This is a genomic window from Pseudomonas sp. SORGH_AS_0199 (assembly GCF_031453735.1).
Taxonomy (GTDB): Bacteria; Pseudomonadota; Gammaproteobacteria; order Pseudomonadales; family Pseudomonadaceae; genus Chryseomonas; species Chryseomonas aestiva.
On sequence record NZ_JAVJAE010000001.1, the window covers coordinates 300,538 to 325,520 of the forward strand.

The 24,983-nt window shown below is 66.2% G+C and carries 22 protein-coding genes and 1 pseudogene; 7 read left to right on the forward strand and 16 right to left on the reverse strand.

The window, feature by feature from the left end; all coding sequences use genetic code 11:
- The first annotated feature begins 100 nt into the window (after window positions 1–100).
- A complete protein-coding gene (gene rpmB / locus QE444_RS01425) occupies window positions 101–337 on the forward strand; it encodes a 50S ribosomal protein L28 (protein ID WP_007159903.1) in 237 nt (78 codons plus the stop codon).
- Window positions 338–348: 11 nt separating this feature from the next.
- Window positions 349–504 (forward strand): 50S ribosomal protein L33, encoded by a 156-nt coding sequence (rpmG, locus tag QE444_RS01430; RefSeq protein WP_007159904.1) that lies wholly within the window; start codon window positions 349–351, stop codon window positions 502–504.
- Window positions 505–599: 95 nt separating this feature from the next.
- Here the strand turns inward: rpmG and QE444_RS01435 are convergent, their stop codons facing one another.
- The 3 genes from QE444_RS01435 to QE444_RS01445 form a co-directional block, all read right to left on the reverse strand.
- A complete protein-coding gene (locus tag QE444_RS01435; RefSeq protein ID WP_133860019.1) occupies window positions 600–1,994 on the reverse strand; it encodes an aminoacyl-tRNA deacylase and HDOD domain-containing protein in 1,395 nt (464 codons plus the stop codon).
- 75 nt (window positions 1,995–2,069) lie between these two features.
- Window positions 2,070–4,145 carry an ATP-dependent DNA helicase RecG gene (recG, locus tag QE444_RS01440; RefSeq protein WP_309737176.1) on the reverse strand — a complete coding sequence of 692 codons (2,076 nt, stop codon included), beginning with the start codon at window positions 4,143–4,145 and terminating at the stop codon, window positions 2,070–2,072.
- Complete coding sequence (locus QE444_RS01445) at window positions 4,142–5,074, reverse strand: hydrogen peroxide-inducible genes activator (protein WP_133860021.1); 933 nt, start codon at window positions 5,072–5,074, stop codon at window positions 4,142–4,144. The genes recG and QE444_RS01445 overlap by 4 nt, the downstream gene beginning before the upstream one ends.
- 151 nt (window positions 5,075–5,225) lie before the next feature.
- On the opposite strand from QE444_RS01445, the gene QE444_RS01450 reads away from it, so the two are divergent.
- Window positions 5,226–6,071 (forward strand): NAD-dependent epimerase/dehydratase family protein, encoded by an 846-nt coding sequence (locus QE444_RS01450; RefSeq protein ID WP_133860022.1) that lies wholly within the window; start codon window positions 5,226–5,228, stop codon window positions 6,069–6,071.
- 51 nt (window positions 6,072–6,122) lie between these two features.
- Here the strand turns inward: QE444_RS01450 and gltP are convergent, their stop codons facing one another.
- The 5 genes from gltP to QE444_RS01475 all read right to left on the reverse strand — a co-directional run bounded on the left by gltP (window position 6,123) and on the right by QE444_RS01475 (window position 11,868).
- Entirely contained in the window at window positions 6,123–7,472 is a 1,350-nt protein-coding gene (gltP, locus tag QE444_RS01455) for a glutamate/aspartate:proton symporter GltP (protein ID WP_133860023.1), read from the reverse strand.
- A 311-nt stretch (window positions 7,473–7,783) separates the two neighbouring features.
- On the reverse strand, window positions 7,784–8,614 hold the full coding sequence (locus QE444_RS01460) for an aldo/keto reductase (RefSeq protein WP_133860024.1): 831 nt from the start codon (window positions 8,612–8,614) through the stop codon (window positions 7,784–7,786).
- Between the two features lie 67 nt (window positions 8,615–8,681).
- The gene (locus QE444_RS01465; protein ID WP_133860025.1) at window positions 8,682–9,044 is read right to left on the reverse strand and encodes a hypothetical protein; all 363 of its coding nucleotides are present in this window, start codon (window positions 9,042–9,044) and stop codon (window positions 8,682–8,684) included.
- Window positions 9,045–9,187: 143 nt separating this feature from the next.
- Window positions 9,188–10,387, reverse strand: coding sequence for a formaldehyde dehydrogenase, glutathione-independent (gene fdhA / locus QE444_RS01470; RefSeq protein WP_133860026.1), 1,200 nt, complete (start codon window positions 10,385–10,387; stop codon window positions 9,188–9,190).
- A 167-nt stretch (window positions 10,388–10,554) separates the two neighbouring features.
- Window positions 10,555–11,868 carry an MFS transporter gene (locus QE444_RS01475; RefSeq protein WP_133860027.1) on the reverse strand — a complete coding sequence of 438 codons (1,314 nt, stop codon included), beginning with the start codon at window positions 11,866–11,868 and terminating at the stop codon, window positions 10,555–10,557.
- Window positions 11,869–12,348: 480 nt separating this feature from the next.
- Between QE444_RS01475 and QE444_RS01480 the strand changes: the two genes are divergently transcribed.
- The gene (locus QE444_RS01480) at window positions 12,349–12,750 is read left to right on the forward strand and encodes an acyl-CoA thioesterase (RefSeq protein WP_026083995.1); all 402 of its coding nucleotides are present in this window, start codon (window positions 12,349–12,351) and stop codon (window positions 12,748–12,750) included.
- An 8-nt stretch (window positions 12,751–12,758) separates the two neighbouring features.
- On the opposite strand, the gene QE444_RS01485 is transcribed toward QE444_RS01480, so the two are convergent.
- Window positions 12,759–13,967 (reverse strand): aldose 1-epimerase family protein, encoded by a 1,209-nt coding sequence (locus QE444_RS01485; RefSeq protein ID WP_309737178.1) that lies wholly within the window; start codon window positions 13,965–13,967, stop codon window positions 12,759–12,761.
- A gap of 232 nt (window positions 13,968–14,199) precedes the next feature.
- Between QE444_RS01485 and QE444_RS01490 the strand changes: the two genes are divergently transcribed.
- Complete coding sequence (locus QE444_RS01490) at window positions 14,200–14,637, forward strand: hypothetical protein (protein ID WP_133860028.1); 438 nt, start codon at window positions 14,200–14,202, stop codon at window positions 14,635–14,637.
- Between the two features lie 44 nt (window positions 14,638–14,681).
- Here the strand turns inward: QE444_RS01490 and QE444_RS01495 are convergent, their stop codons facing one another.
- From QE444_RS01495 to QE444_RS01525, 7 genes are all read right to left on the reverse strand, one after another.
- Window positions 14,682–16,082 (reverse strand): sugar porter family MFS transporter, encoded by a 1,401-nt coding sequence (locus tag QE444_RS01495; RefSeq protein ID WP_133860029.1) that lies wholly within the window; start codon window positions 16,080–16,082, stop codon window positions 14,682–14,684.
- Between the two features lie 109 nt (window positions 16,083–16,191).
- On the reverse strand, window positions 16,192–17,244 hold the full coding sequence (locus tag QE444_RS01500) for an SMP-30/gluconolactonase/LRE family protein (protein ID WP_133860030.1): 1,053 nt from the start codon (window positions 17,242–17,244) through the stop codon (window positions 16,192–16,194).
- Window positions 17,245–17,348: 104 nt separating this feature from the next.
- A complete protein-coding gene (locus QE444_RS01505) occupies window positions 17,349–18,674 on the reverse strand; it encodes an MFS transporter (RefSeq protein ID WP_309737179.1) in 1,326 nt (441 codons plus the stop codon).
- Between the two features lie 473 nt (window positions 18,675–19,147).
- Window positions 19,148–20,296 carry a galactonate dehydratase gene (gene dgoD, locus QE444_RS01510; protein WP_017642356.1) on the reverse strand — a complete coding sequence of 383 codons (1,149 nt, stop codon included), beginning with the start codon at window positions 20,294–20,296 and terminating at the stop codon, window positions 19,148–19,150.
- Between the two features lie 120 nt (window positions 20,297–20,416).
- Window positions 20,417–21,043 carry a 2-dehydro-3-deoxy-6-phosphogalactonate aldolase gene (locus tag QE444_RS01515; RefSeq protein WP_309737181.1) on the reverse strand — a complete coding sequence of 209 codons (627 nt, stop codon included), beginning with the start codon at window positions 21,041–21,043 and terminating at the stop codon, window positions 20,417–20,419.
- Window positions 21,036–21,989: a 2-dehydro-3-deoxygalactonokinase gene (locus QE444_RS01520; protein WP_309737182.1), complete on the reverse strand. Its 954-nt coding sequence runs from the start codon at window positions 21,987–21,989 to the stop codon at window positions 21,036–21,038. The genes QE444_RS01515 and QE444_RS01520 overlap by 8 nt, the downstream gene beginning before the upstream one ends.
- Window positions 21,986–22,780 (reverse strand): IclR family transcriptional regulator, encoded by a 795-nt coding sequence (locus tag QE444_RS01525; protein WP_309737184.1) that lies wholly within the window; start codon window positions 22,778–22,780, stop codon window positions 21,986–21,988. The genes QE444_RS01520 and QE444_RS01525 overlap by 4 nt, the downstream gene beginning before the upstream one ends.
- Window positions 22,781–22,939: 159 nt before the next feature.
- Here QE444_RS01525 and phoB point away from each other — a divergent pair, with 159 nt between their 5' ends.
- Together phoB and phoR are read left to right on the forward strand one after the other, a co-directional pair.
- Window positions 22,940–23,629 (forward strand): phosphate regulon transcriptional regulator PhoB, encoded by a 690-nt coding sequence (gene phoB / locus QE444_RS01530; RefSeq protein WP_133860036.1) that lies wholly within the window; start codon window positions 22,940–22,942, stop codon window positions 23,627–23,629.
- An 18-nt stretch (window positions 23,630–23,647) separates the two neighbouring features.
- Window positions 23,648–24,962 (forward strand): annotated as a pseudogene (gene phoR, locus QE444_RS01535) (phosphate regulon sensor histidine kinase PhoR).
- The last annotated feature ends 21 nt before the right edge of the window (window positions 24,963–24,983 follow it).

Consider the following 24,983-nt stretch of genomic DNA (forward strand, 5'->3'; position numbering starts at 1 on the left):
CCCCGGCATTTGCCGGCTCTCCCCGTCAAAACAGGAATCAATACAGTTACAAGCGGCCAACCCATGCCGGGTTTGGCATGAGGTTTATGAGGGCTGAGCCATGTCGAGAGTTTGCCAAGTAACCGGTAAGGGTCCGATTACTGGGAACAACGTTTCCCACGCTAACAACAAAACCCGTCGTCGTTTCCTGCCGAATCTGCAGCACCACCGTTTCTGGGTAGAATCCGAGAAGCGCTTCGTGCGTCTGCGCGTTTCTGCCAAGGGCATGCGTATCATCGACAAGCGCGGTATCGAAACCGTACTGTCCGAGCTGCGTAGCCGCGGCGAAAAATTCTAAGGGGATTCGTCATGCGTGAATTGATCCGTTTGATTTCCAGTGCCGGTACCGGCCACTTCTACACCACTGACAAGAACAAGCGCACCAAGCCCGAAAAGATCGAAATCAAGAAATTCGATCCGGTCGTGCGCAAGCATGTCATGTACAAGGAAGGCAAGATCAAGTAATTGATCGCCCCTTGAACAGGAAACCCGCCTCGGCGGGTTTTTTGTTGTCTGGCGTCTGGCCCGGCGGCGGGCGCCGCCGAGGCCCGATCAGCGGCTTACTTGAACTGGCCGGTCAGCTCGCGCAGGGCGGCTTCGGCGCCAAGGATCTTCTGCATGCATTCCCGCGCCTTGGTCGGATCGATGCTCAGGCGCGCATAGAGCTCGTCGGGAATCGGCTGGGCCGGGCCGTTGCCGATGCCCTCGGCACGCAGCAGCTGCACGGCGAGGAAGATCAGGTTGGGATAGACCGCCTGCTCGCCCTGGTAGCCCGGATCGCCCTGGAAGCGCAGCGCCGTCACCACCTCTTCGGGCATCTCCCAGCAGCGCATCAGGGCCGCGCCGATCTGCTCGCGGGTGATGCCCAGCAGGTGGTGCTCGACCACCTGGTGATCGAGCTGGCGGTTGGCCTCCAGATGGCGGCAGATCAGCGAGAAGTGCGGCGGAAAGACGTGGGCCAGCACCAGATAGCCGAAGTTGTGCAGCAGGCCGCCGAGATAGGCCAGGCCCATCTCCGGTCGCTCCGCACGCGGCATGGCGCGCGCCAGGCCCTCGATCAGGGCGGCGGTGTAGATGGCCTGCTTCCAGTAGGGCGTCTCGTTCTGTGCCTGGTCGCTGGGCAGGCTCAGGGTCTTGCCCAGGGCCAGGCCCAGGGCCAGGTTGATCACTAGGTCGAAGCCCAGCACCCGCACGATGGCATCTTCCACCGAGCGGATCTTGCCAGGCGCGGCATAGTAGGGCGAGGCGGCCCAGCTGATCACCTGGGCCGCCAGCGCCGGATCGGTCTCCACCACATTGGCCAGGTCGTCCACCGTGGCGTCGGGGTCGACCCGCAGCTTGATGACCTTTTCCGCGGTCTTGGACAGTGGCGGGATTTCCAGCGTCTCTTCCAGGCGCTGGCGGATGCGTCGCGCGGTGAAGGCGGTGGCGGCATGGAGAATTTCCGCCTCGTCGCGCTCCGGTTGCCGCAGATTGGGCTGGATACCGGCCGCCGGGATGCCGAAGCTGCCGGCGGTGGCCTGATTCAGCAGGCGCCTATAGTCAGATGTTTCAACTTCCAGTAGCAGCGAGCGCTCACCGGATTCCAGCAGCAGCCGGGGCGCATCCAGCAGGCGCTCGTCATACAGGCAGGGGGAATTGGTCAGCGACGGCAGCCCCGGCAGGACATCCAGTTCGTAGCGCTCGAGGGTGCGCATCAGCCGCTCCGGCGCCACCACCGCCAGCTGCCGCCCGGTGAATTCCACCAGCCGGCGCAGATCCAGCAACTGATCCTCGGGCAGCAGCACCAGCAGCATGCCGACGCTGTCGCTCAGGAGCACCGTATGCACCCGATTCGCCTGCGGCTGGCGCGTCGTCGCCGGGGTGGGTCGGTAGGCCAGGTTCAACTGGGCAAGCAACTGCTGGATCGAAGGGGGGACTTCAGGGAGGGGCGAAGCGAGCGCTACATCGGTCATGGCATTTTCTTCCTCACGTACACCCTGGAGTATAACCATTCGGCTCCGCAGGTAGCGTCGTCTGTATAAGCTTTGTCAAACCTGGCCGTATTGCTGCCCGTGGTGCAACCAGCGTTCCAGCAGCGGACCGGCATGACTCGGCCAGCGCGCCAGCAATTCCTGGGCGGCATCCCGGACCGCCGGCAGCCAGTGGGCGTCGCGCATCAGGTCGGCCACCTTGAACTGCAGCAGACCGGTCTGGCGGGTCCCCAGCATCTCGCCCGGGCCGCGCAATTCCAGGTCCTTCTCGGCGATAATGAAGCCGTCGTTGGTCTCGCGCATGATAGCCAGCCGCTCGCGACCGATCTGCGACAGCGGCGGATGGAACAGCAGCACGCAATAGCTCACGGCGCTACCCCGTCCGACGCGCCCGCGCAACTGGTGCAGCTGGGCCAGACCCAGGCGTTCGGGATTCTCGATGATCATCAGACTGGCATTGGGCACATCCACCCCGACCTCGATCACCGTGGTGGCCACCAGCAGTTGCAGATTGCCGGCCTTGAACTCGGCCATTACCGCGGCCTTTTCCGCCGGCTTCATGCGCCCGTGGATCAGCCCGACGTGCAATTCGGCCAGGGCCAGCTGCAATTCTTCGTAGGTGGTCTCGGCCGCCTGGCAGGTGAGTTCCTCGGATTCCTCGATCAGGGTGCAGACCCAGTAGGCCTGACGCCCTTCGTGACAGGCGGCGCGGACCCGCTCCACCACCTCCTCGCGACGGCTGTCGGTGACGCTCACGGTATTGACCGGCGTTCGTCCCGGCGGCAGTTCGTCCAGCACCGAGGTGTCCAGGTCGGCATAGGCGCTCATGGCCAGGGTGCGCGGGATGGGGGTGGCGGTCATGATCAGCTGGTGCGGCGCCAGGCGGCCGTCGACGCCCTTCTGGCGCAGGGCCAGGCGCTGCTGCACGCCGAAGCGGTGCTGTTCGTCGATCACCACCAGGGCCAGGCGGGCGAAGCGTACCTCGTCCTGGAACAGCGCATGGGTGCCCACCACCATGGGCGCCCCGGCGGCGATGCGCTCCAGGGAGCTGGCACGGGCCTTGCCCTTGAGCTTGCCGGCCAGCCAGGCCACCTCGATGTCCAGAGCGGCGAACCAGCGCTGGAAGTTGAGGAAGTGCTGCTCGGCGAGGATCTCGGTGGGCGCCATCAGCGCCACCTGGTAGCCGGCCTCTATAGCCTGCAGGGCGGCCAGTGCGGCGACCACCGTCTTGCCCGCGCCCACGTCGCCCTGCACCAGCCGCAGCATGGGCTCGGGCTGAGCCAGGTCATGGGCGATCTCGCGGCCGACGCGCTGCTGGGCACCGGTGGGGGTGAAGCCGAGGTTGTCCAGATACAGCTGCGGCAGCCGGCGAGCGGCCGGCAGGGGCACCGCGCGCTGGGCGCGCAGGGTTTCGCGCAGGCGCTGCAGGGACAGCTGGTGGGTCAGCAATTCTTCGAAGACCAACCGTTCCTGGGCCCAGTGGCGACCCTCGGCCAACTCTTCCAGGTCCGCATCCGGCGGCGGTCGGTGCAGATAGCGCAGGGCATCGGCCAGCGGTCCCAGGCGATAGTGCTCGGCCATCTCCGGCGGCAGCCAGTCGGGCAGGGATTCGGGCCCGAGCCGCTCCAGCGTCTGGGCGCTGAGCTGGCGCAGGCGCAGCTGGGTGAGGCCTTCGGTGGTCGGGTAGATGGGCGTCAGCGTCTGCTCGACCGGCGCCGGGGCGTTCTCGTCCTGGGCGCGGTATTCGGGGTGGTAGATCTCCAGGCCCGAGGCGCCGGGGCGCACCTCGCCATAGCAGCGCAGCAGGGTGCCGCGCTTGAGGCCGTCCTTTTGCGCCTGGCTGAAGTGGAAGAATCTCAGCGACAGGGTGCCGCTGCCGTCCTGCAAGCGCACCAGCAGGCTGCGCCGACGGCCCATGAGCACCTCGGCGGAGGCGACCATGCCCTCCACCACGGCGTCCTGGCCGGGCCGCAGGGCGCCGATGGGCACGATGCGGGTGCGGTCCTGGTAGCGCAGCGGCAGGTGGAAGAGCACGTCCTGCAGGGTTTCCAGGCCGACCCGCGCGAGTTTCTCCTGCAGAGCGGCGCCGACCCCCTTGAGGGCGGTGACCGGCGTCGCGGCCAGTTCACTCATGCTGGCTGCACGACGCCCTTGGCTTCAGGCCGTGCCACCGAGCACAGGCGGACCGAGTCGGCCAGCACCTCGATGGCCTTGGGCCGCGGAAAGCTGGCGCGCCAGGCGATGGCCACGGTGCGGTAGGGCACCGGCCGCTCGAAGGGCCGTACCTCGATGATCCCCGGCGCATAGTGATGACTCTCCACCGCCGAGAACGGCAACACCGAGACACCCAGGCCCGAGGCCACCATGTGGCGAATGGTTTCCAGCGAAGACGACTCCACCGTGGAATTCTTGTTTTCCTCGTGCTTGCGCACGGTCGGACAGGCTTCCAGGACCTGGTCGCGGAAGCAGTGGCCTTCGCCCAGCAGCAGCAGGCTCTTGTCGCTCAGCTGGTTCTGCGGAATGGTCTTGAGCTTGGTCCAGGGGTGCCGCGCCGGCATCATCACGTAGAAGGGCTCGTCGTACAGCGGCAGGGTCAGGACGTCCGGCTCGTTGAACGGCAGGGCGAGAATGACGGCATCCAGCTCACCGGTGCGCAGCTTGTCGCGCAGCAGGTGGGTGAAGTTTTCCTCGATGTACAGCGGCATCTCCGGCGCCACGCGGTTGAGCTGCGGGATGAGGTGCGGAAAGAGATAGGGCCCGATGGTATAGATGGCGCCGATCTTCAGCGGCGCGGTGAGCTGGTTCTTGCCGGCCTGGGCCAGTTCGCGGATACCCTGGGCCTGCTCCAGCACCTTCTGCGCCTGGGCGACGATGCCCTCGCCGGTGGGGGTGAGACGCACGGCACTCTTGCTGCGCTCGAAGATCAGAATGCCCAGCTCGTCCTCGAGCTTCTTGACGCCCACCGACAGCGTCGGCTGGCTGACGTGGCAACGCTCGGCAGCTCGGCCAAAGTGCTGTTCCTGGGCGAGCGTGACGATATAGCGCAGTTCAGTCAGGGTCATAGTCAAATTCCATGGGGTGCCGGCCAATCTTAGCGGCTGTCTCTATCAACGGCCAAGCGCGACGGGCAGCTGCCTGTTCTCCCGGGTTGGACCACAGCCGGGCGCAGGCTACCCTGGCCGTCTGTCCAGGCCTTTGCAGAAGGAAACACCGATGAGCACCATCCTGATCGCCGGTTGCGGCGATGTCGGCAGCCGTCTTGGTCTGCAACTGGTCGCCCAGGGCCATCGCGTCTTCGGCCTCAGACGCAACGTCGCCGCCCTCCCCGCCGAGTTGCTGCCGGTCGCGGGCGATCTGGCCTCCCCCACGCCACCGGCCGCCTGGCCGCGGGAGCCCCTTGACCAGGTGGTCTATGCCACCGCCGCGACCCACCATGACGAAGCCGGCTATCGCGCCGCCTATGTCGATGGCCTGCGCCACCTGCTGGGTTGGCTGGCCGCCTGCGACCAGCATCCGCAACGCCTGCTGTTCGTCTCCAGCAGCGGCGTCTATGCCCAGGGCGATGGCGCCTGGGTCGACGAGACCGCCCCCGCCGAACCCGAGCGCTTTTCCGGGCGCATCCTGCGCGAGGCGGAGGATTTGGCGCTGGGCAGCGGCCTGCCCGCCAGCGTGGTCCGCCTGACCGGCATTTATGGCCCGGGCCGCGAGGCGCTGCTGCGCCAGGTGCGCGAGGGCTCCCGGGTGACCCGCGAACCGCCGTTGTATGGCAATCGCATCCACGTCGAGGACGCCGCCGGCCTGCTGGCGCTGCTGCTGCAGCGGGATCGCGAAGGCGTCGCCCTGGACGCTCTCTATCTGGGCGTGGACGACGATCCGGCGCCGCTGGACGAGGTGGTGGACTGGCTGCGGGCGCGCCTGGGCATCACCTTCTGGTCCGACGAAGCCCAGCTGCGCCGCGCCGGCAGCAAGAGGTGCAGCAACGCCCGCGCCCGGGCGCTGGGCTGGACGCCCCGCTACCCCAGCTATCGCGAAGGCTACGCGGCCATTCTCGACCGCTGAAACGACGGAGCCCGGCACAAGGCCGGGCTCCGTTCTCAGCTAGCTAGCCACTCAATCACGCAGGGCTTCACCGCGGGTGGCCTGAGGACGCTCCTCGACCTTGGCGGTGCTCTTCAGGTGCGGCAGGGCTGCCCAGTAGGCGGCGCCCTTCTCGGCGTCGTAGAGGCCCTCCCACTTGGCGATGACCAGCGCAGCCAGGGCGTTGCCGATCACGTTCAGGGCGGTGCGCGCCATGTCCATGATTCGATCCACCCCGGCGATGAAGGCCAGGCCTTCCAGCGGGATGCCAACGCTGCCCAAGGTGGCCAGGAGCACCACGAAGGAGACGCCCGGTACGCCGGCGATGCCCTTGGAGGTGACCATCAGGGTCAGCACCAGCAGCAGTTGCTGGCTCAGCGACAGGTCGATGCCATAGAGCTGGGCGATGAACAGCGCCGCGATGCTCTGGTAGAGGGTGGAGCCGTCGAGGTTGAAGGAGTAGCCGGTGGGCACCACGAAGCTGGTGATGGCCTTGGGCGCGCCATAGGCCTCCATCTTCTCGATGATGCGCGGCAGCACGGTTTCCGAACTGGCGGTGGAATAGGCCAGGATCAGCTCGTCCTTGAGGATGCGGATGATGCGGAAGATCGAGAAGCCGAACAGCTTGGCCACCAGACCCAGCACGCCGAGGGCGAAGAAGCCGATGGCGACGTAGACCAGCACCACCAGCTTGGCCAGCGGCAGCAGGGAGGCGAAGCCGAAGTTGGCCACGGTCACCGCGATCAGTGCGAAGACGCCGATGGGGGCGTAGTTCATGATCATGTGGGTGACCTTGAACATGGCCTCGGAAATACCCTGGAAGACCCGCACCACCGGCTCGCGGGTGGCTTCCGGCAGGGCGCCCAGGCCCAGGCCGAACATCACCGCGAAGAAGATGATCGGCAGCATCTCGCCACGGGCGACGGCGGCGAAGACGTTGGACGGGATCAGGTTGAGGATGGTCGCGATGAAGGCGTGGTCATGCTGCACTTCCGCGGTGGTCTTCTGGTACTGAGAGATGTCGGTGGTGCCCAGGGTGCTCATGTCGATGCCGGCACCGGGTTGCACGCTGTCGGCGAAGAACAGGCCGACGACGATGGCCAGGGTGGTGACGATCTCGAAGTAGAGGATGGTCTTGAGGCCGATGCGACCGAGCTTCTTGGAGTCGCCGACGCCGGCGATGCCGACCACCAGGGTGGCGATGACGATGGGCACCACGATCATCTTGATCAGCCGGATGAAGATGTCGCCGGCCGGCTTGAGGACGTTCGAGATCCACCAGGCCTTCTCGGCGCTGAAGTGATTGAGCAGTGCGCCGACGGCGATCCCCAGCACGAGGCCGATAAGGATCTGCCACGCGAGGCTGAGTTTGGGCTTGGTCATGTACCGACACCTTTGTTCTATTTGGATGGAGTTCGGGACGAACGTCACCGTGCCGGGTCGTGATGCGCAAAGCGCATGCAACGCCAACGTGGAGGGTGCGTTCAGGCTGCGGAAACGGTGCTCGAAAAGGACGAGGAGCACCAAGGCGTCACACTTTTGCCAGAGGGTAACGGGGTATGTCTAATGCCGCTGTCGCCTGCCCTATGCCGATCCGGCATGAGGTGTCCCGAAAGGGCCGCGCAGCATACAGGCACTGGCGCCTTGCACGCCAGGCATACAGAGGCGCCGCTCATCGCGGCGCCCCAGGCACGTCAGCCGTTGAAGGTGGCGGGATCGGGACCGAGGCGCTTGTCCTGATTCAGCCCGGCGATCTGCCGCAGGTCCTCGTCGTCCAGGGTGAAGTCGAAGATCTGCATGTTCTCTTCGATGCGCTTGGGCGTCTTGGATTTGGGGAAGATGATATTGCCGAGCTGGATATGCCAGCGCAGCACCACCTGGGCCGGTGTCTTGCCGTGCTTGGCGGCCAGTTGCTGCAGCACCGGGCTGCCGAGCAGCTCGCCACCCTGGGCCAGCGGACTCCAGGCCTCGGTGGCGATGCCCTTGTAGGTGTTGAAGTCGCGCAACTCCTGCTGCTGCAGCAGCGGATGGCACTCGATCTGGTTGACCACCGGCACCACGCCGGTCTCGGTCAGCAGGGTCTCGATATCGGCCTGACGGAAGTTGGATACGCCGATGGACTTCACCCGACCCTGGTTGCGCAATTCGATCAGCGCCTTCCAGCTGTCGAGGAACAGGCCCTTTTCCGGCAGTGGCCAGTGGATCAGGTAGAGGTCGACATGCTCCAGGCCCAGCTTGGCCAGGCTGGTGTCGAAGGCGCGCAGGGCGCTGTCGTAGCCCTGGTCGGCATTCCACAGCTTGGTGGTGACGAACAGCTCGTCACGCGGCAGACCGGCCTGGGCGATGGCCTTGCCGACACCCTCTTCGTTGCCGTAGATGGCGGCGGTATCTATGTGTCGGTAGCCCAGGTCGAGGGCCGTCTTGACCACCTGGGCGGTCTCTTCGGCCGGGGTCTGCCAGACCCCCAGACCGAATTGCGGAATGTGGTGACCGTCGTTGAGCTGAAGACGGGTGATCGCGGACATGCGTCGCTCCTCTGGAATGAGTGGGATACCAGAGGTGTGACTGGTGGCGGTGGCCTTTTGCTCCCGATCAGTCGAGGCGCATGGCTTCGGGCACGCTGTAACTTTCCACCCAGCCCAGCACGGTACGGCCATCCTGCTGCAGCTCGATGCGCTTCCAGCGCTGGAAGGAGCGGGTCTCGATCACCCGCACCTGCGTATCGCCGTCCAGCCGTACCAGGGTGTTGCGCACGCGTTCACGGCTGCGGTCATAGACGAAGGGCCACTTGAGGACATCGACCGGGCCGCGCAGCATCCAGCCCTGCCCTTCTTCGGCAAAGCGAAAGGACACACCGCCCTCGGCACGGGCCAGGTTGCTGCCCAGCAGCAGCACGGACGCCACGAGCAGTGAGGGGAGGATACGGCGAAGGGTCGAAAGGACATGCGGGGTCATACTGGCCTCGTCTGTAGCACCAAAAAAACAGCGCCCGAATCGGACGCTGCGAGGGTAGACCCTTTGGTGTGGCAAACGACTGCAGGCTTTGCCCGAGAATGCCAAATGGCCAGCATTCCCGGACAAAACCCTCGGCGCGATGGTCAGGCCGCGCTGAACAGCTTGTGCGGATCGATGACGAATTTCTTCGGTACGCCCGCATCGAACTCGCTGTAGCCGCGCGGGGCCTCGTCCAGGGTGATCACCTGCACGCCGACGATGTCGGCGATCTTGATGCGATCCCACATGATGGCCTGCATCAGCTGGCGGTTGTACTTCATCACCGGGGTCTGGCCGGTGTGGAAGCTGTGGGACTTGGCCCAGCCCAGACCGAAGCGGATGCTCAGGGCACCCTGCTTGGCGGCGGCGTCGACCGCGCCCGGATCGTCGGTGACGTACAGACCGGGGATGCCGATCTTGCCGGCCACCCGCACGATGCCCATCAGCGAGTTCAGCACCGTGGCCGGAGCCTCGCTCTTGGCGCCTTCGTGACCATGGCCACGGGCTTCGAAGCCGACGGCATCCACGGCGCAATCCACTTCCGGCGTGCCCAGCAGCGCGGCGATCTGCTCGTGCAGCGGAGTATCCAGGGACAGGTCGGCGATCTCGAAGCCCTGGGCCTTGGCGTGAGCCAGGCGCACCGGATTGACGTCGCCGACGATGACGACGGCGGCGCCCAGCAGGCGGGCCGAGGCGGCAGCGGCCAGGCCCACGGGGCCGGCACCGGCCACATAGACACTGGTGCCCGGGCCGACGCCGGCGGTGACGGCGCCGTGGTAGCCGGTGGGCAGGATGTCGGACAGGCAGGTCAGGTCACGGATCTTTTCCATGGCCGCATCGCGATTCGGCAGCTTGAGCAGGTTGAAGTCGGCATAGGGGACCAGCACGTATTCGGCCTGGCCGCCGACCCAGCCGCCCATGTCGACGTAGCCATAGGCACCGCCGGCGCGCGAGGGATTGACGGTCAGGCAGACGCCGGTGTCCTGCTCCTTGCAGGTACGGCAGCGACCGCAGGCGACGTTGAAGGGCACCGAAACCAGATCGCCGACCTTGAGGGTCTCGACGTCACGGCCCGCTTCGATGACCTCACCGGTGATCTCGTGGCCGAGCACCAGGCCTTCGGGCGCGGTGGTCCGGCCACGCACCATGTGCTGGTCGGAACCACAGATATTGGTGGAGACCACGCGCAGGATGACGCCGTGGTCGATACGCTTGCCCTGCGGGGTTTCCATCTTCGGGTAGGGGATGGTCTGCACCTCGACCTTGCCCGCGCCCAGATAGACGACGCCACGATTACCGGACATGTTGCACCTCGCTGTTGTTGTTGGACTGGCTCTAGCGGTTCGAGCCTAGTCCTCGCGAAGCACGGCGTCTGTGGGGATGGCGTTTTTGGCCATGCCGAGGTCGCCCTGGCGGGTCGGCCTGGCGAACCCGTTCACGCCGCCGGTGCGGGCGGCGTGAACGGTCGGGGTCAGGCGGGCGCCAGGGCGGCGGCGCGGCGCTCGCGGCTGAGCAGGTAGCAGCCGATACCCACGCCCAGCAGGGCCAGCCCCATGACGTACCAGGCCGGGCCCAGCGGATGCTCCTTGAGCATCAGGGTGACGACCATGGGCGTCAGGCCGCCGAAGATGGCGTAGGCAACGTTGTAGGAGAACGACAGCCCCGAGAAGCGCACCTTGGGCGGAAAGGCCAGCACCATCACCCGCGGCACGCCGCCGATGACGCCGACCGCCGCACCGGCAAAGGCGTAGAGCGGGAACAGCCATTCCGGATGGACCTTCAGACCGGCATAGAGCGACCAGCTGGCCAGCGCCAGGATCAGGCCGCCGACGATGAACACCGGACCGCTGCCGAAGCGATCGGACAGGGCGCCGGAAACGATGCAGCCCAGGGTCAGGAAAACGATGGCCAGACTGTTGGCCTTGAGCGCCATGGCGGCGGAGAAGCCGTACTGGGTCTGCAGCAGGGTCGGGGTCATGAGGATGACCACCACGATGCCGGCGGTGAGCATCCAGGTCAGCAGCATGGACAGGATCACGCTGCTGCGATGGTCGCGCAGCACCGCCTTGAGCGGCACTTCCTCGGCCAGCGACTTGTGGATCGCCAGTTCGGCGAACACCGGCGTCTCGTGCAGCCAGCGGCGCAGGTAGACCGAGAACAGGCCGAAGACACCGCCGATGATGAAGGGGAAGCGCCAGGCGTAGTCGGTCACCTCCAGCGGAGTGAAGACGGTATTGATCAGGGTCGCCATCAGCGAGCCGAGCAGGATGCCGAAGGTGAGGCCGGCGGTCAGGGTGCCGCAGGCATAGCCGACGTGCTTGCCGGGGACGTGTTCGGAGACGAACACCCAGGCACCGGGCACCTCGCCGCCGATGGCCGCGCCCTGGATGATGCGCAGCACCAGCAGCAGGATCGGCGCGGCCACGCCGATCTGGGCGTAGGTGGGCATCAGGCCCATGCCCAGGGTCGGCAGCGCCATCATGAAGATGCTCAGGGTGAACATCTTCTTGCGCCCGAGCAGGTCACCGAAGTGGGCCATGATGATGCCGCCCAGCGGGCGTGCCAGGTAACCCGCGGCGAAGATGCCGAAGGTCTGCATCTGCCGCAGCCAGTCGGGCATGTCGGCGGGAAAGAACAGCTTCCCCACCACGGCGGCGAAGAAGACGAAGATGACGAAGTCGTAGAACTCCAGCGCACCGCCCAGGGCGGACAGCGAGAGGGTCTTATAGTCGTTGCGGCCCAGAGGGCGCGACGTGAGTGGCGCGGAGGCAGATTGCAGTTTCATCGAGGATCCCGGACAAGAGAGGAGCGCAAAGGAAATTCGGCCTCTGGCATCCCTCCGGGTGTAGCGGACAAGACGCGGCCCCGAGTGACCGTCCGCCTGGGCGGCTGGCAGGGATCGGGCGGGTCGCCGGATGGGCGCCGGACCTGCACCGCGCCGCCTGCGCTCTTGTGGAGCACGGCAGCAGCAGGTCTACCGATCATTACCTGATCATCGGACGTGCACGACCCTCTGGATTGCCTGGCCGTGCACGGTCTCCACGATAGCAAATCTGCAAGGAATTTCCGCTATTCATTCAGTGCCCATTCAGGGCTCATCTGCCGAGCTATGACTGTTCCATGCTGGTGCAAAAGCGGTCGAGCCGCCCTGCCCCAGGCGTTATACTGTAGCCCCCTAACGATCTCCCCAGAGAGATTGGCAGCATTCTTGCGTGCAGATGCTGAACGTTACCTACCTATCCGGGCTCCCGAGGGCCCTGTCATGATCGAAGAGCTCGAACAAGAAGATCCCATCCCCCAGGGCGACCTGGCCATGCAGATCACCGCTCTGCCCCGCGAGACCAACGGCTTCGGCGACATCTACGGCGGCTGGCTGGTGGCCCAGATGGACCTGGCCGGCAGCGCCATGGCCAGTCGCCTGGCGGCTGGCCGCGTGGCCACGGTGGCCATCGACCGCATGGCCTTCATGACGCCGGTGCCCGTGGGCGCACAGCTCTCCTTCTATACCAACACCCTGGAGGTGGGCCGTAGCTCCATCCAGATCCTCATCGAGGTCTGGAGCGATGATCCCCTGTCCAGCGAATGGAGCAAGGTGACCGAGGCGGTGTTCGTCTTTGTCGCCATTGATGGCAGCGGTCGCACCCGGCCGTTGCCCGCGCGGCGCTAGCCCGACCGCTAGGGCTCCTGAGCCAGCGGCGCCTCTCGGACCTTGGTCGGCCGTCCGTGGCGAATGCCTTCGACCTGCGCCAGCGCCTGCCGGACTTCGGCGGCGGTGGCCAGCAACCGATAATCGAGGGTGAAGTCACGTGTGCCGCCGGCTTCGATCCGCGGCACCAGCCCCAGCGCCCGCTGCTGGCTGCGGTTGTAGGAAAAGCTGGTGCCCGGTTCCAGGCCGGTGACATAGCCCTGGGCCTTGGCATCGGTGTTCTTCCACAGGGTGAAGACTGGCAGCTCCCGCACATTGAAGGCCAGCGCCACGCCCTGGTGGGCGCTGTGATCGTGCAGTACCGCCAGGCTGCGCCCCTGATCGTCGCCCCAGGGGTAGAGGTTGTAGACCGTCTCGCCATAGCCCGGCATAGGCGCGCGATAGGCCTGCCATTCCCCCAGCTCCTGGCGTGCCCGCGCATCGAAGGGTGACACCTCCCGCACCGGAGCGGCGAACCGGGAGCCCTCGCCGAGCAGCGGCGGACCGAAGTTGCTGTGATAGAGCACCTGGTACTCGGCGGTATGTGCCCCCTGGTTGGTCAGGCGGTCGTGCAGGGTGAAGCCGGTGGCCCCGGCCTGGGTCACCAGTTCGGTGTCGATGCGGAAGTTGGCCTGCTTGAAGGCCTCTTCGTGCAGCACGCCCCTGAGGCTGATGCGGTGTGGTGGCTGTTCGTCGATGGTCAGCACCACCTGGCTGGCCGGCAGGTAGCTGGCCCGGCCATGCAGGGTCAGCAGCTGCCCCCTGTCCATGCCCGGATGGCCGACCCACTCGAAGCCGGCGCGCGCCACCAGTTCGTTGAAGCCTTCCAGCCAGCCCAGACCATTGCGGCTTTCCAGGTTGACGAAGGCCGGATTGACCACCTCGCGTACCGGGGAATCCCAGCCCAGTCGCAGGGTGCCGGCCTGGGCGCGCAGGACGTTCATGCCGCGGGTCGCCACCACGGTGAGTTGCATAGCGCCGGTATCGATCTCGATCAGCACCGAGCCCTCCTGGCGCCCGCCACTCAGGCGGTGCACGCCGACGGCAAAGGCCAGGCCATCGCGCAGACCCAGGCGATCGCTGCTGATGCTCCAGTTCTGCACCGGCTTATCGGAAGCGATGAGGGTGTATTCCCAGGCCGAAGCGCTGGCACTGGCAAGGAACAGGAGACAGCCAGACAACAGACAAGCACGGATCATGGAGTCCCCTTGGCAGCGCGATCGCCTTGAGTCTAGACCAGACTGGGCCAGGCTGCAGACCCTGTTCCAGACACGTTCAGCGGCGCGAGACTTATTATTCCCGTATAGGTTTGTTCAAGGAAATCAAAGTAATGGGTAAAGACAACCTTTACCATTCAAACGATCGTTCGGTACTTGCCAGGGCAGCGATTTTTGCCGAGGATCGACTCGTCTCTACCACGGAGTGGACTCCATGAAACCTTCAGCCCTGTTCTTGTTGCTTGCCCTGGCGGGCGTTGCCCCAGCTTATGCGGGCAATACCGAAGCCGGACTCGGCGGCGCCGTAGGTGGTGTGCTCGGTACTCTGGTCGGCCAGCAGGTCGGCGGTAGCACCGGTGCGGCCATCGGTGCCGGCGTGGGAGGTGCAGCAGGTGGTGTACTGGGCGCGGACCGTCGCAATCGTACCGAGGCCGCCCTTGGCGGTGGCCTTGGCGCCGCTGGCGGTAACGTGATCGGCAATCGTGTCGGTGGCAGCACCGGCGGCCTGGTTGGCGCCGCCCTGGGTGGCGGTGCTGGCAGCGCCCTGGGCAACAACCTAGGCGACAGCGGCCGGGACGACCGCCGCTATCGCGACCATCCCGGCAGGGGCTGGAAGCATGCCAAGCACCGACATAGAGGTTGGGACCGCTAACTAAAACGCCCGGCATTGCCGGGCGTTTTCTTGTGCGCTCGAACCTACTGACCGAGATCGCGCAAGCGCTTGCCCTGCATCAGATTGCGCTCGATGCGCTCTAGGGTGACACCCTTGGTTTCCGGTACCAGCAGGAACACCAGGAAGATGAACACCACGTTCAGTCCGGCATAGATCCAGAAGGTAGTGCCCTGCCCCAAGGTGCCCAGCATGGTCAGGAAGGTGGCGCCGACGATCATGTTGGCGATCCAGTTGGTGAAGGTGGAGCAGCCGATACCGAAGTCGCGACCCTTGAGCGGCTGGACTTCCGAGCACAGGGTCCAGATCAGCGGACCGGCCGACATGGCGAAGCCGACGATGAAGATCAGCAGCATGATCACGGTAAAGGTCTGCTGACCATGGCTCAGGTTGCCCATGCCGAGCATGGTGCCGACCACGCCCAGACCCACGGCCATGACCACAAAGCCAGTGTAGAGGATGGGTTTGCGGCCCCACTTGTCGACCAGGAAGATGGCGATGAAGGTGGCCAGCACGTTGGTCAGACCTACCGCGGCGGTAAACCACATCTGGGCGGCGGTGTCGTAGCCCATGCCTTCGAAGATGCGCGGCGCGTAGTACATCACCACGTTCATGCCGGTGAACTGCTGCACCACCTGCAGGAGCACGCCCAGGCCCACCGAGCGGCGGAAGTTGGGATTCTCCTTGAACAGCGACCAGCCCTTTTGCGGGACCTTGAGCTGCTCTTCGATCTCGGCGACCTCTTGCTGGATGACCTTTTCGTCACCGCGCAGCCGGTGCAGGACCTTGATCGCTTCCTCGCGGCGACCCGCCATGATCAGCCAGCGCGGGCTGTCGGGCAGGGCGAAGACGCCGATCAGGAACAGCACCCCGGGGATGGCGATGATGCCGAGCATCCAGCGCCAGGCTTCGTAGTAGCTGAAGGCAGTGTTGGAGAGGAAAGCAATCAGGATGCCGGCGGTGATCATCAGCTGGTACAGCGAGATCATTGAGCCGCGGATGTTTTCCGGAGCGACCTCGGCCAGGTACAGCGGCGCGGTGAAGGACGCGATGCCGATGGCCAGGCCGAGTAGGAAGCGGGCGAAGATCAGCATGGTCGGCGAGGTGGCCAGACCACAGAGGATCGAGCCGATCACGAACAGCACGGCGCCGAGCATCAGCGACTTCTTGCGACCCAGCTTGGCCGACAGCGAGCCGGCACCGAGGGCGCCCAGGGCAGCACCGGCCATCATGCTGGACACGATCCATTCGATCACCTGATCGGAGATCTGGAATTCCTGCTGGATGAATTTGGTGGCGCCGGAAATGACGCCGATGTCGAGACCGAACATCAGACCAGCCAGGGCGGCCATCAGGCAGGCGAAGATCGCCTTAGGCTGGGCCTTTTCGGTGACGTGACCATCGGCGTTGGTAGTGGTGTTGCTCATGACAGAGGCTCCTCGCTCGCCTTGTGGGCGATCTTGTTGTCGCGGGTCGTTCCGTATCCGTTTGTTACAGACCTGTCTGACGACCCTTGGTTCGGCCGGTAAGAGGCCCTTACCAGAGCCGCGCGGGCTGGGCGTTCACATAGGTGGCATAGAGCGAACCGCCGCCGGTGATGAACAGGCGATTGCCCTTGAGGCCGCCGAATTCGACGTTGGAGACGGTTTCCGGCAGGTGCAGGGTGGCCAGCGGCTGACCGCTCGGATTGAAGACCCGCACGCTGTTCTGCTCGGCCGAACCGGCCCAACTGCACCAGAGATTGCCGTCGCTGTCGACGCGGAAACCGTCGATCACGCCCTGCTCCTTGGCGTCGATCAGCACCTCGCCACCACTCAGAGTGCCGTCATCCTTCAGCGTGAAGGCGCGCAGGTGGTTGGGCTTGCCGGGATTGCCGCCGCCAGCGGTGTCGCTGATATAGAGCCGCTTGCCATCAGGCGCGAAGGCCAGGCCGTTGGGGCGGCCGAAATCCCCCGCCGCCACCGTGGCCTTGCCCTGGGGATCGATGCGATAGACGTTGGTGGGCAGCTCGAATTCGGCCTTGTGGCCCTCGTAGGCGCCGAGGATGCCGTAGCCCGGATCGGTGAACCAGATGGCGCCATCGGCGCCGACCACCACGTCGTTGGGCGCGTTCAGTGGTTTGCCGTCGAAGCGGTCGAGCAGCACCGTGACGCTGCCGTTCAACTCGCGGCGGGTGACGCGGCGGCTGTCGTGCTCGCAGCTGATCAGCCGGCCCTCGCGATCACGGGTGTGGCCGTTGGCGTTGTGGGACTGGTCGTCATAGACGCTGACGTGACCGTCGTCGGCGCTCCAGCGCATCACCCGGGCATTGGGGATGTCGCTGAACAGCAGGCAGCGCCAGTCGGCCATCCACACCGGCCCTTCGGTCCAGAGGCCACCGGACCAGAGGCGCTCGACGAAGGCATTGCCCAGGCGGCCCTTGAAGGCCTGGTCGTGGATCTCCCAGGCGGGATCGGGCATGACGATGGGCGGCTTGCCTTCCCAGTTGCGGGTGAGACCAAACTTGTCGTCGGCCAGGGCGCGACTGGCGACCAGACCGGCCGAGGCGGCCAGGGACACGCCAAGAAAGGTGCGGCGGGCGAGAGGCATGAGGAGACTCCTTTGTTGTCGTTATGGGTCCGGCAAGGCCGGTGGCAGAGCGCCTCCGCATCCAGGACGGGAGGCGCCTCCTGCGAGCGCTTCTTTAGTCGCCCTTATTCGGGCAGACGTTCCACCTTGCCTACCACCAGGCCATAGCAGAGGGCACCGATCAGCGCGGTCACGCCGATGAAGGCGATGGCCGGGGCGAAACTGCCGTCCTTGACCAAGAAGCCGATGACGATGGGCACGCAGATGGCCGAGAGGTTGCCGATGAAGTTGAACATCCCGCCGGTGAGGCCGATCAGTCGCTCCGGCGCCATGGCCGAAACCATCGACCAAGTGATGGAGGCCAGGCCGTTACCAAAGAAGGCCAGCGCCAGACAGGCGATGATCAGGGCGGGCGAGTCGACGAAGTTGGCGCCGACGATGCTGGTGGAGATCAGCAGGCCGCCAATGATCGGCAGTTTGCGCGCCAGACCCACGGAGGTGCCGCGGCGGACCAACCAGTCCGACAGCAGGCCCGAGCAGATCACGCCGAGGAAGGCAGCCAGAAACGGCAGCGAGGCGAGAAAGCCGGCCTTGATGAAGTCCATACCGCGGTATTTCACCAGGTAGGTGGGGAACCAGGTCAGGAAGAACCAGAGGGTGGAGTTGAGGCAGAACTGGCCGATGTAGATGCCCCAGAGCTTGCGCTTGTTGAGCACGCTCCAGAGGTCACGCCATTGGAAGGCGGCGCGGCTGCGATTCTTCTGCTCCAGATCGACCAGACCGCCACCTTCCTGGATCAGCGTGACCTCGGCGGCGTTGGCGCCGCGGAAATCCTTGGGTTCGCGATAGATCCCGTACCAGATGACCGCCCAGAGGAGGCCGACGCCACCGGTGACGACGAAGACCATGTGCCAGCCAAAGGTCTGCTGCAGGTAGATCAGCACCGGGGTGAGGAAGGCCAGGCCGACGAACTGGCCGGAGGTGTAGAAGCCGATGGCGGTGGCCCGCTCGCGCTCGGGAAACCAGGTGGTGACCACCCGGTTGTTGATCGGATAGGCCGGTGCCTCCAGGGCGCCCACGGCGAGCCGCAGGATGATCAGGCCGATGAAGCTGCCGACGAAACCCAGGCCGATGGTGGCCAGCGACCAGAGCGCGATCGCCACCGGATAGAGGATGCGCGGGGCGATCTTGTCCACCAGCCAGCCGCCGGGGATCTGCATGGCGGCGTAGGTCCAGCCGAAGGCCGAGAGGATCAGCCCCATGTGCACCGGCTCGATGCCCAGGTCCTGGGCCAGGTGCGGGGCGGCGATGGAGAGGTTGCTGCGGTCGAGGTAGTTGATCACCACGGTGACGAACAGCAGCGTCATGATGAAGAAGCGCGCCCGGCTGGGCTTGGCCAGGGTCGGCGCGGCCGCGGCTGCCGCCGGGGAGGCCTGGGTAGGGGTTGGCATGGCTCGGGTCCTGTAATTGACGTTGTGGCGAGCGTTGTTGCGGTCTGGGGTTCAGGGCGCCGCGGCGGCCCTCACCCTGGCCCTCTCCCAAGGGGAAAGGGGATGGTCGGTGCGGAGATCGAGTCCCGCGCTCCTGCTCTTGCCCCCTCTCCCAGAGGGAGAGGGTTGGGGTGAGGGGCCAGTGGTATGTCTGGCCATTAACAGTGGCGTTGCTTTTCCCTCACCCTGGTCCTCTCCCAGAGGGAGAGGGGATGCGAGCGGCGGGGCCGTAGCTCCTGCTCTTGCCCCCTATCCCTTGGGGAGAGGGCTGGGGTGAGGGAGCAGCGGCGCCAATCTTCGAAAGCAACGCGTCGCGAGCGCAGGCGGAGCAAGGCGAAAGCCGGTGAGCAAGCGGAGTTCACATCGAGTGCATGAGCATTTCGAACCGGCTTTCAACGCCGCTCCGGCAAGCGCAGCAGCGTTGAATCGAAGATTTACCACTCGGCGAAACTGCCGTCCTTGTGCCGCCAGATCGGATTGCGCCAGCGATGGCCGATGGCGGCCTGTTCCTTGACGAATTCCTCGTTGACCTCGACGCCCAGCCCCGGTCCCTGGGGGATCTTCACGTGGCCATCGGCGTAGTCGAACACCTCGGGATTCTTGATGTAGTCCAGCAGGTCGTTGCCCTGGTTGTAGTGGATGCCCAGGCTCTGCTCCTGGATGAAGGCGTTGTAGCAGTTGGCATCCAGCTGCAGATTGACTGCCAGGGCGATGGGGCCGAGCGGGCAATGCAGGGCGATGGCCACGTCATAGGCCTCGGCCATGTTGGCGATCTTGCGTGTCTCGGTGATGCCGCCGGCATGGGACGGATCGGGCTGCAGGATGTCGACGTAGCCTTCCTGGAGGATGCGCTTGAAGTCCCAGCGCGAATACAGTCGCTCGCCCAGGGCGATGGGCGTGTTGCTCATCAGGGCGATCTCCTTGAGCGCCTCGTGATGCTCGCTGAGCACCGGCTCCTCGATGAACATCAGGCGGAACTGCTCCAGCTCCTTCACCAGCACCTTGGCCATGGGCTTGTGCACCCGGCCATGGAAGTCCACGCCGATGCCGAAGTGCGGTCCGCAGGCGTCGCGGATGGCGGCGACGTTGGCGATCACCTGGTCGACCTTGTCGTAGGTGTCGACGAACTGCATCTCTTCGCTGGCGTTCATCTTGATGGCGGTGAACCCCTTGGCCTGGCGCTCCAGGGCCTGGGCCGCGGTCTCCGCCGGGCGGTCGCCACCGATCCAGGAATAGACGCGGATGCTGTCGCGCACTTGGCCGCCGAGCAATTCGTGCACCGGGACGCCCAGGGCCTTGCCCTTGATGTCCCACAAGGCCTGGTCGATGCCGGCCAGGGCGCTCATGTGGATGCCGCCGCCGCGATAGAAGCCGCCGCGGTAGAGCACCGTCCAGTGGTCTTCGATGTTGCGCGGGTCCTTGCCGATCAGGTAGTCGGCCAGTTCCTCGACCGCCGCCGCCACGCTGTGGGCGCGGCCTTCCAGCACGGGTTCGCCCCAGCCGTGGATGCCCTCGTCGGTCTCGATCTTGAGAAAGCACCAGCGCGGCGGGACGACATAGGTGGTGAGTTTGGTGATCTTCATGGTGTGGGAATCTCGACAGTAATTATTGGAATCGAGGGATTGAGCAGCTCGCGGTCATGGCGGTTCGCCGCTGCGAACGCTCCTACAGGCTCTTGTAGGAGCGGTCCATGACCGCGAGCTTTAAGCGTTCTTTACCGCCCGCCACCCCGCCGCGAAGGCCTGGGCATTGGCGCCGACCTGAGCGGCGCTCAGGCCCGGCTTGTACAGCGCCGAGCCGAGGCCGAAGCCGTTGGCGCCGGCGGCCACGTAGGGGCCCATGTTGTCCGGGGTGATGCCGCCCACCGGCAAGAGCGCCAGCGCCTTGGGAAACACCGCGCGCCAGGCCTTGACCACCGCCGGGCCGAGTTGCTCGGCGGGAAACAGCTTGAGGCTGTCGGCGCCGGCGTCGAGGGCGGCGAAGCCTTCCGAGGGGGTGGCCACGCCGGGAGCACTGACCAGGCCGGCAGCCTTGCTGGCACGGATCACCGCCAGGTTGGCGTTGGGCGAGACGATCAGCCGGCCACCGGCGGCGTCCACCTCGGCCACCTGGGCCTCGGTGAGCACGGTGCCGGCGCCGATCAGGCAGCTTTCGCCCAGCTCCGCGGTCAGTCGGCGGATGCTCTCGAAGGGCTGCGGCGAGTTGAGCGGGATTTCGATGACGCGAAAGCCGGCGTCGTACAGGGCACGGCCGACCGCGACGATCTCGTCCGGGGTGACGCCGCGCAGGATGGCGATCAGCGGCAGGTCCTTGAGATAGGGTTCAAGCATGGGAGTCTCCATAGGTGGGGAGCAGGCCGGCGGCCTGGGCCAGGCGCCAGAGCCCGGCCCGGGTGGCCTGCTCCAGCAGGCGGACCTGGTGGATATCGAACAGCGCCAGGGCGTCGCGATAGCGCTGGCAGAGCGCCGCGTCGCCGATCAGCACCAGGGGTGGGCAGGGGGCGCCCTTGAGGGCGGCGACCTGGCTGCGCAGCTCTTCGCCGATCAGCAGGCCGGACAGGTAGTCGAGGCTGTGCGCCGCGCCCAGTTCGCCGGCCAGCACCCGGCTGCGAGCGGTGAAGAGGCGGCCGAACAGGCCCTCGGCCCCGGCATCGCGGGCCGTGGTGAGGCCCAGGCGGAAGGCTTCGGCGCTGGCCTCGGGACCGGCTTCGGCAGCCGGTCGCCCGAGGATGGAATGCTCGCGCAGGACGGCGAACAGCTCGCCGGTCATGTAGGTGGCGAAGTCGGTGAGGCGACCGTCACGCACCCGCACCCACTTGCTGTGGGTGCCGGGCAGCACCAGCAGGGCTTCGGCGGCCAGGTCCGGCTCCAGTTCGAGGGCGCCGAACACCTGGGTTTCCTCGCCGCGCAGGACGTTGGGCAAGGCGCCGCGCTGCATCACCCCGGGGACCAGATGAAGCTCGCCGCAACCGGTGTCCAGGCGCAGCAGGCCGGCGGCCAGGCTGTGGACGTCGGCCGGACAGTCGGCATAGGGCACCTCGCGCCAGCCACCGCGGCTGCCGACCATGCCACAGGCGATGGCGGGCAGGTCCGGCCGGGCCTCGCGCCAGTCGCCCACCAGGGTGCGATAGGCCGCGGCGAAGTCGCCATCCGGCACATGCATGATGCCCCAGGGGCGGCTGCGGGTTTCCAGCACGGCGCCCTGGGCGTCGAACAGCTGGGCCCGCAGGGACGAGGTGCCCCAGTCGAGGCCGATGAGGTGCGGGGTGGCGGTCATGCGGGACTCCAGCCGAGTTCGCGGGAAATGGCCCGGGCGCAGGCAGTGACCTCGGGCTGCAGTTCATGCAGCCGCGCCTCGGGCATGTAGGGGATGGCACTGGCCACGCTCAGGGCCGCGACGATGGCGCCGTCGGCGCCGCGGATGGGTGCGGCCACGCAGCGGATACCCAGTTCGTTCTCTTCCAGATCCAGGGCATAGCCCTCGGCGGCGTGGCGCCGCAGCCGCGCGCAATAGTCCGCCCAGGGCAGGAAATCCTCGCGCAGGCCGGGCTGGCCGTTCCGCCGGGCCACGCCTTCGCCGTAGAGGGCTTCCCACTCGTTTTCGGCGAGATCGAGCATCAGCGCCTTGCCGACTCCGGTCAGCGCCAGCGGCATGCGCAGGCCGACGCGGGATCTCATCTCCAGCCCCCGGCTGCCTGGCAGCTTGTCGAGATAGAGCACGTCGCCGCCTTCGCGCACGCCGAGATGCACGGTGTCGCCACATTGCTGGGCCAGGCGCTGCAGATGGGGCCGGGCCACACCGGTCAGCGGCAGTTGCTCGCGGGCCTGGTAGCCAAGGGCGATGAGATGGCTGCCCAGGATCAGCCGCCCGCCGTCATGGCGCAGATAGCCGGCCTGGGTCAGGGCGGCGACCAGCCGATGGGTGGTGCTGCGGGTGCAGCCGATGGCGGCGCCGACCTGGGCCAGGCTGTCGGCCCCGGCGGCCACGGCTTCAAGCACGGCCAGACCGCGAAACAGGGCCTGGGCCCCGCTGGGCGCTTCGCCCTTATTGGAATTATTGTCGTTCATGGCCTTCACTCTAGAAGCCTCGCAGGGAAATCTCAATATGTGATACGTAATCCCATATTGTGGGATAAAAGTTAGATATGACAGCCTTGTCACATAGCTGCAATATTGGCGCTATCTAATGCACGGCACATTGCAAGGACTCGAGAGGCAGAGCGCTCCATGACGGGTAAATCCATCCTGATCGTCGACGATGAGGCGCCCATTCGCGAGATGATCGCCGTGGCCCTGGAAATGGCGGGCTATGAATGCCTGGAGGCGGACAACAGCAAGGACGCCCACGCCCTGATCGTCGATCGCAAGCCCGATCTCATCCTGCTTGACTGGATGCTGCCCGGCACCTCCGGCCTGGAACTGGCCCGCCGCCTCAAGCGCGACGAGCTGACCGACGCCATCCCCATCATCATGCTCACGGCCAAGGGCGACGAGGACAATAAGGTTCAGGGCCTGGAAACCGGCGCCGACGACTACATCACCAAGCCCTTCTCGCCCCGCGAGCTGGTGGCGCGCCTGAAAGCCGTGCTGCGCCGCACTGGCCACATGGAGAGCGACGGTCCGCTGGAGGTCAATGGCCTGATCCTCGATCCGATCAGCCACCGGGTGACCATCGACGGCGCCCCCGCAGAGATGGGTCCCACCGAGTACCGGCTGCTGCAGTTCTTCATGACCCACCAGGAACGCGCCTACACCCGCGGCCAGTTGCTGGATCAGGTCTGGGGCGGCAACGTCTATGTCGAGGAGCGTACCGTGGACGTGCACATCCGCCGCCTGCGCAAGGCCCTCGGCGAAACCTACGAGAACCTGGTACAGACGGTGCGCGGCACCGGGTATCGCTTTTCCACCAAACTCTGACGCGGGATCACCGCCGCCGTGAACATCAACTGGCGCTCCCGTCTGGCCACCCAGCTGGCGACCGTGGTCGCCGGCTGCGCCCTGGCCGGCTGGCCCTTCGGCCATGTCGGCCTGGCGGTGGCCCTGGGACTGGCGGTCTATCTGGCGGTCACCCTCAGGCACCTGCTGCGCCTGCACGCCTGGCTGCTGAGCGAAGCCCCGGGCGCGCCGCCGGAAGCCGAGGGGCTATGGGGCGAGGTGCTCGACCGGCTCTATCGCCGCCAGCGCCACGAACAGCGTCAGCGCGAGGAATTGCTCGCCGTCATCGGCCGTGCCCAGGCCTCCACCGAGGCCCTGCGCGACGCCATCATCCTGGTGGATCGCCACGGCAACCTGGAGTGGTGGAATCGCGCCGCGGAAACCCTGCTCGGCCTGCGCCAGCCCCAGGACCTCGGCCAGCCCATCACCAACCTGGTGCGCCACCCGCGCTTTTCCGACTACTTTCTCGGTGGCGACTACGGCGAGCCGCTGGAACTGGCCTCGCCGCTCAACGACGATGAATACCTGCACATCCTGGTCACCCGCTTCGGCGAAGGCGATCGGCTGCTGCTGGTGCGCGACGTGACCCGCCTCCACCAGCTGGAACAGATGCGCAAGGATTTCGTCGCCAACGTCTCCCATGAATTGCGCACCCCGCTGACGGTCATCACCGGCTACCTGGAGACCCTGCTGGACAATGCCGACCACGCCACTCCGCGCTGGCGGCGGGCGCTGGGGCAGATGCAGCAGCAGGCCGGACGCATGCAGCACACCATCGACGACCTGCTGCTGCTGGCGCGCCTGGAAGCCACCGATTAATCCCGCCGACAACCGCCCGGTGGTGCTGGAGCCGCTGCTCGCCTCCATCCTGCAGGATGGCCGCGCCCTGTCCGGCGCCGTGGGCCACCGCCTGAGCCTGGAGTGCGAACCGGGCCTGGCGCTGCTGGGCAGCGAGACCGAATTGCGCAGCTGCTTTTCCAACCTGGTGTTCAATGCCGTCAAGTACAGCCCCGAAGGCGGCGAGGTGCGAGTGCGCGCCTGGCAGGACGCCGAGGGCGCCCACGTCGCGGTGCAGGACAACGGCCCCGGCATCGACGCCCGCCACCTGCCGCGCCTGACCGAGCGCTTCTATCGCCTCGACGCCAGCCGCGCCTCCAGTACCGGCGGGACGGGCCTGGGCCTGGCCATCGTCAAGCACGTGCTGATCCGCCATCGTGGCGGCCTGGACATCCACAGCGTGCCCGGCGAGGGCAGCTGCTTCACCTGCGATTTCCAGCCCGAACAGATCGCCCAGCGCACCGCCGCCTCGGCCTGAGCCGTCCCCTCCCCGCCGTGC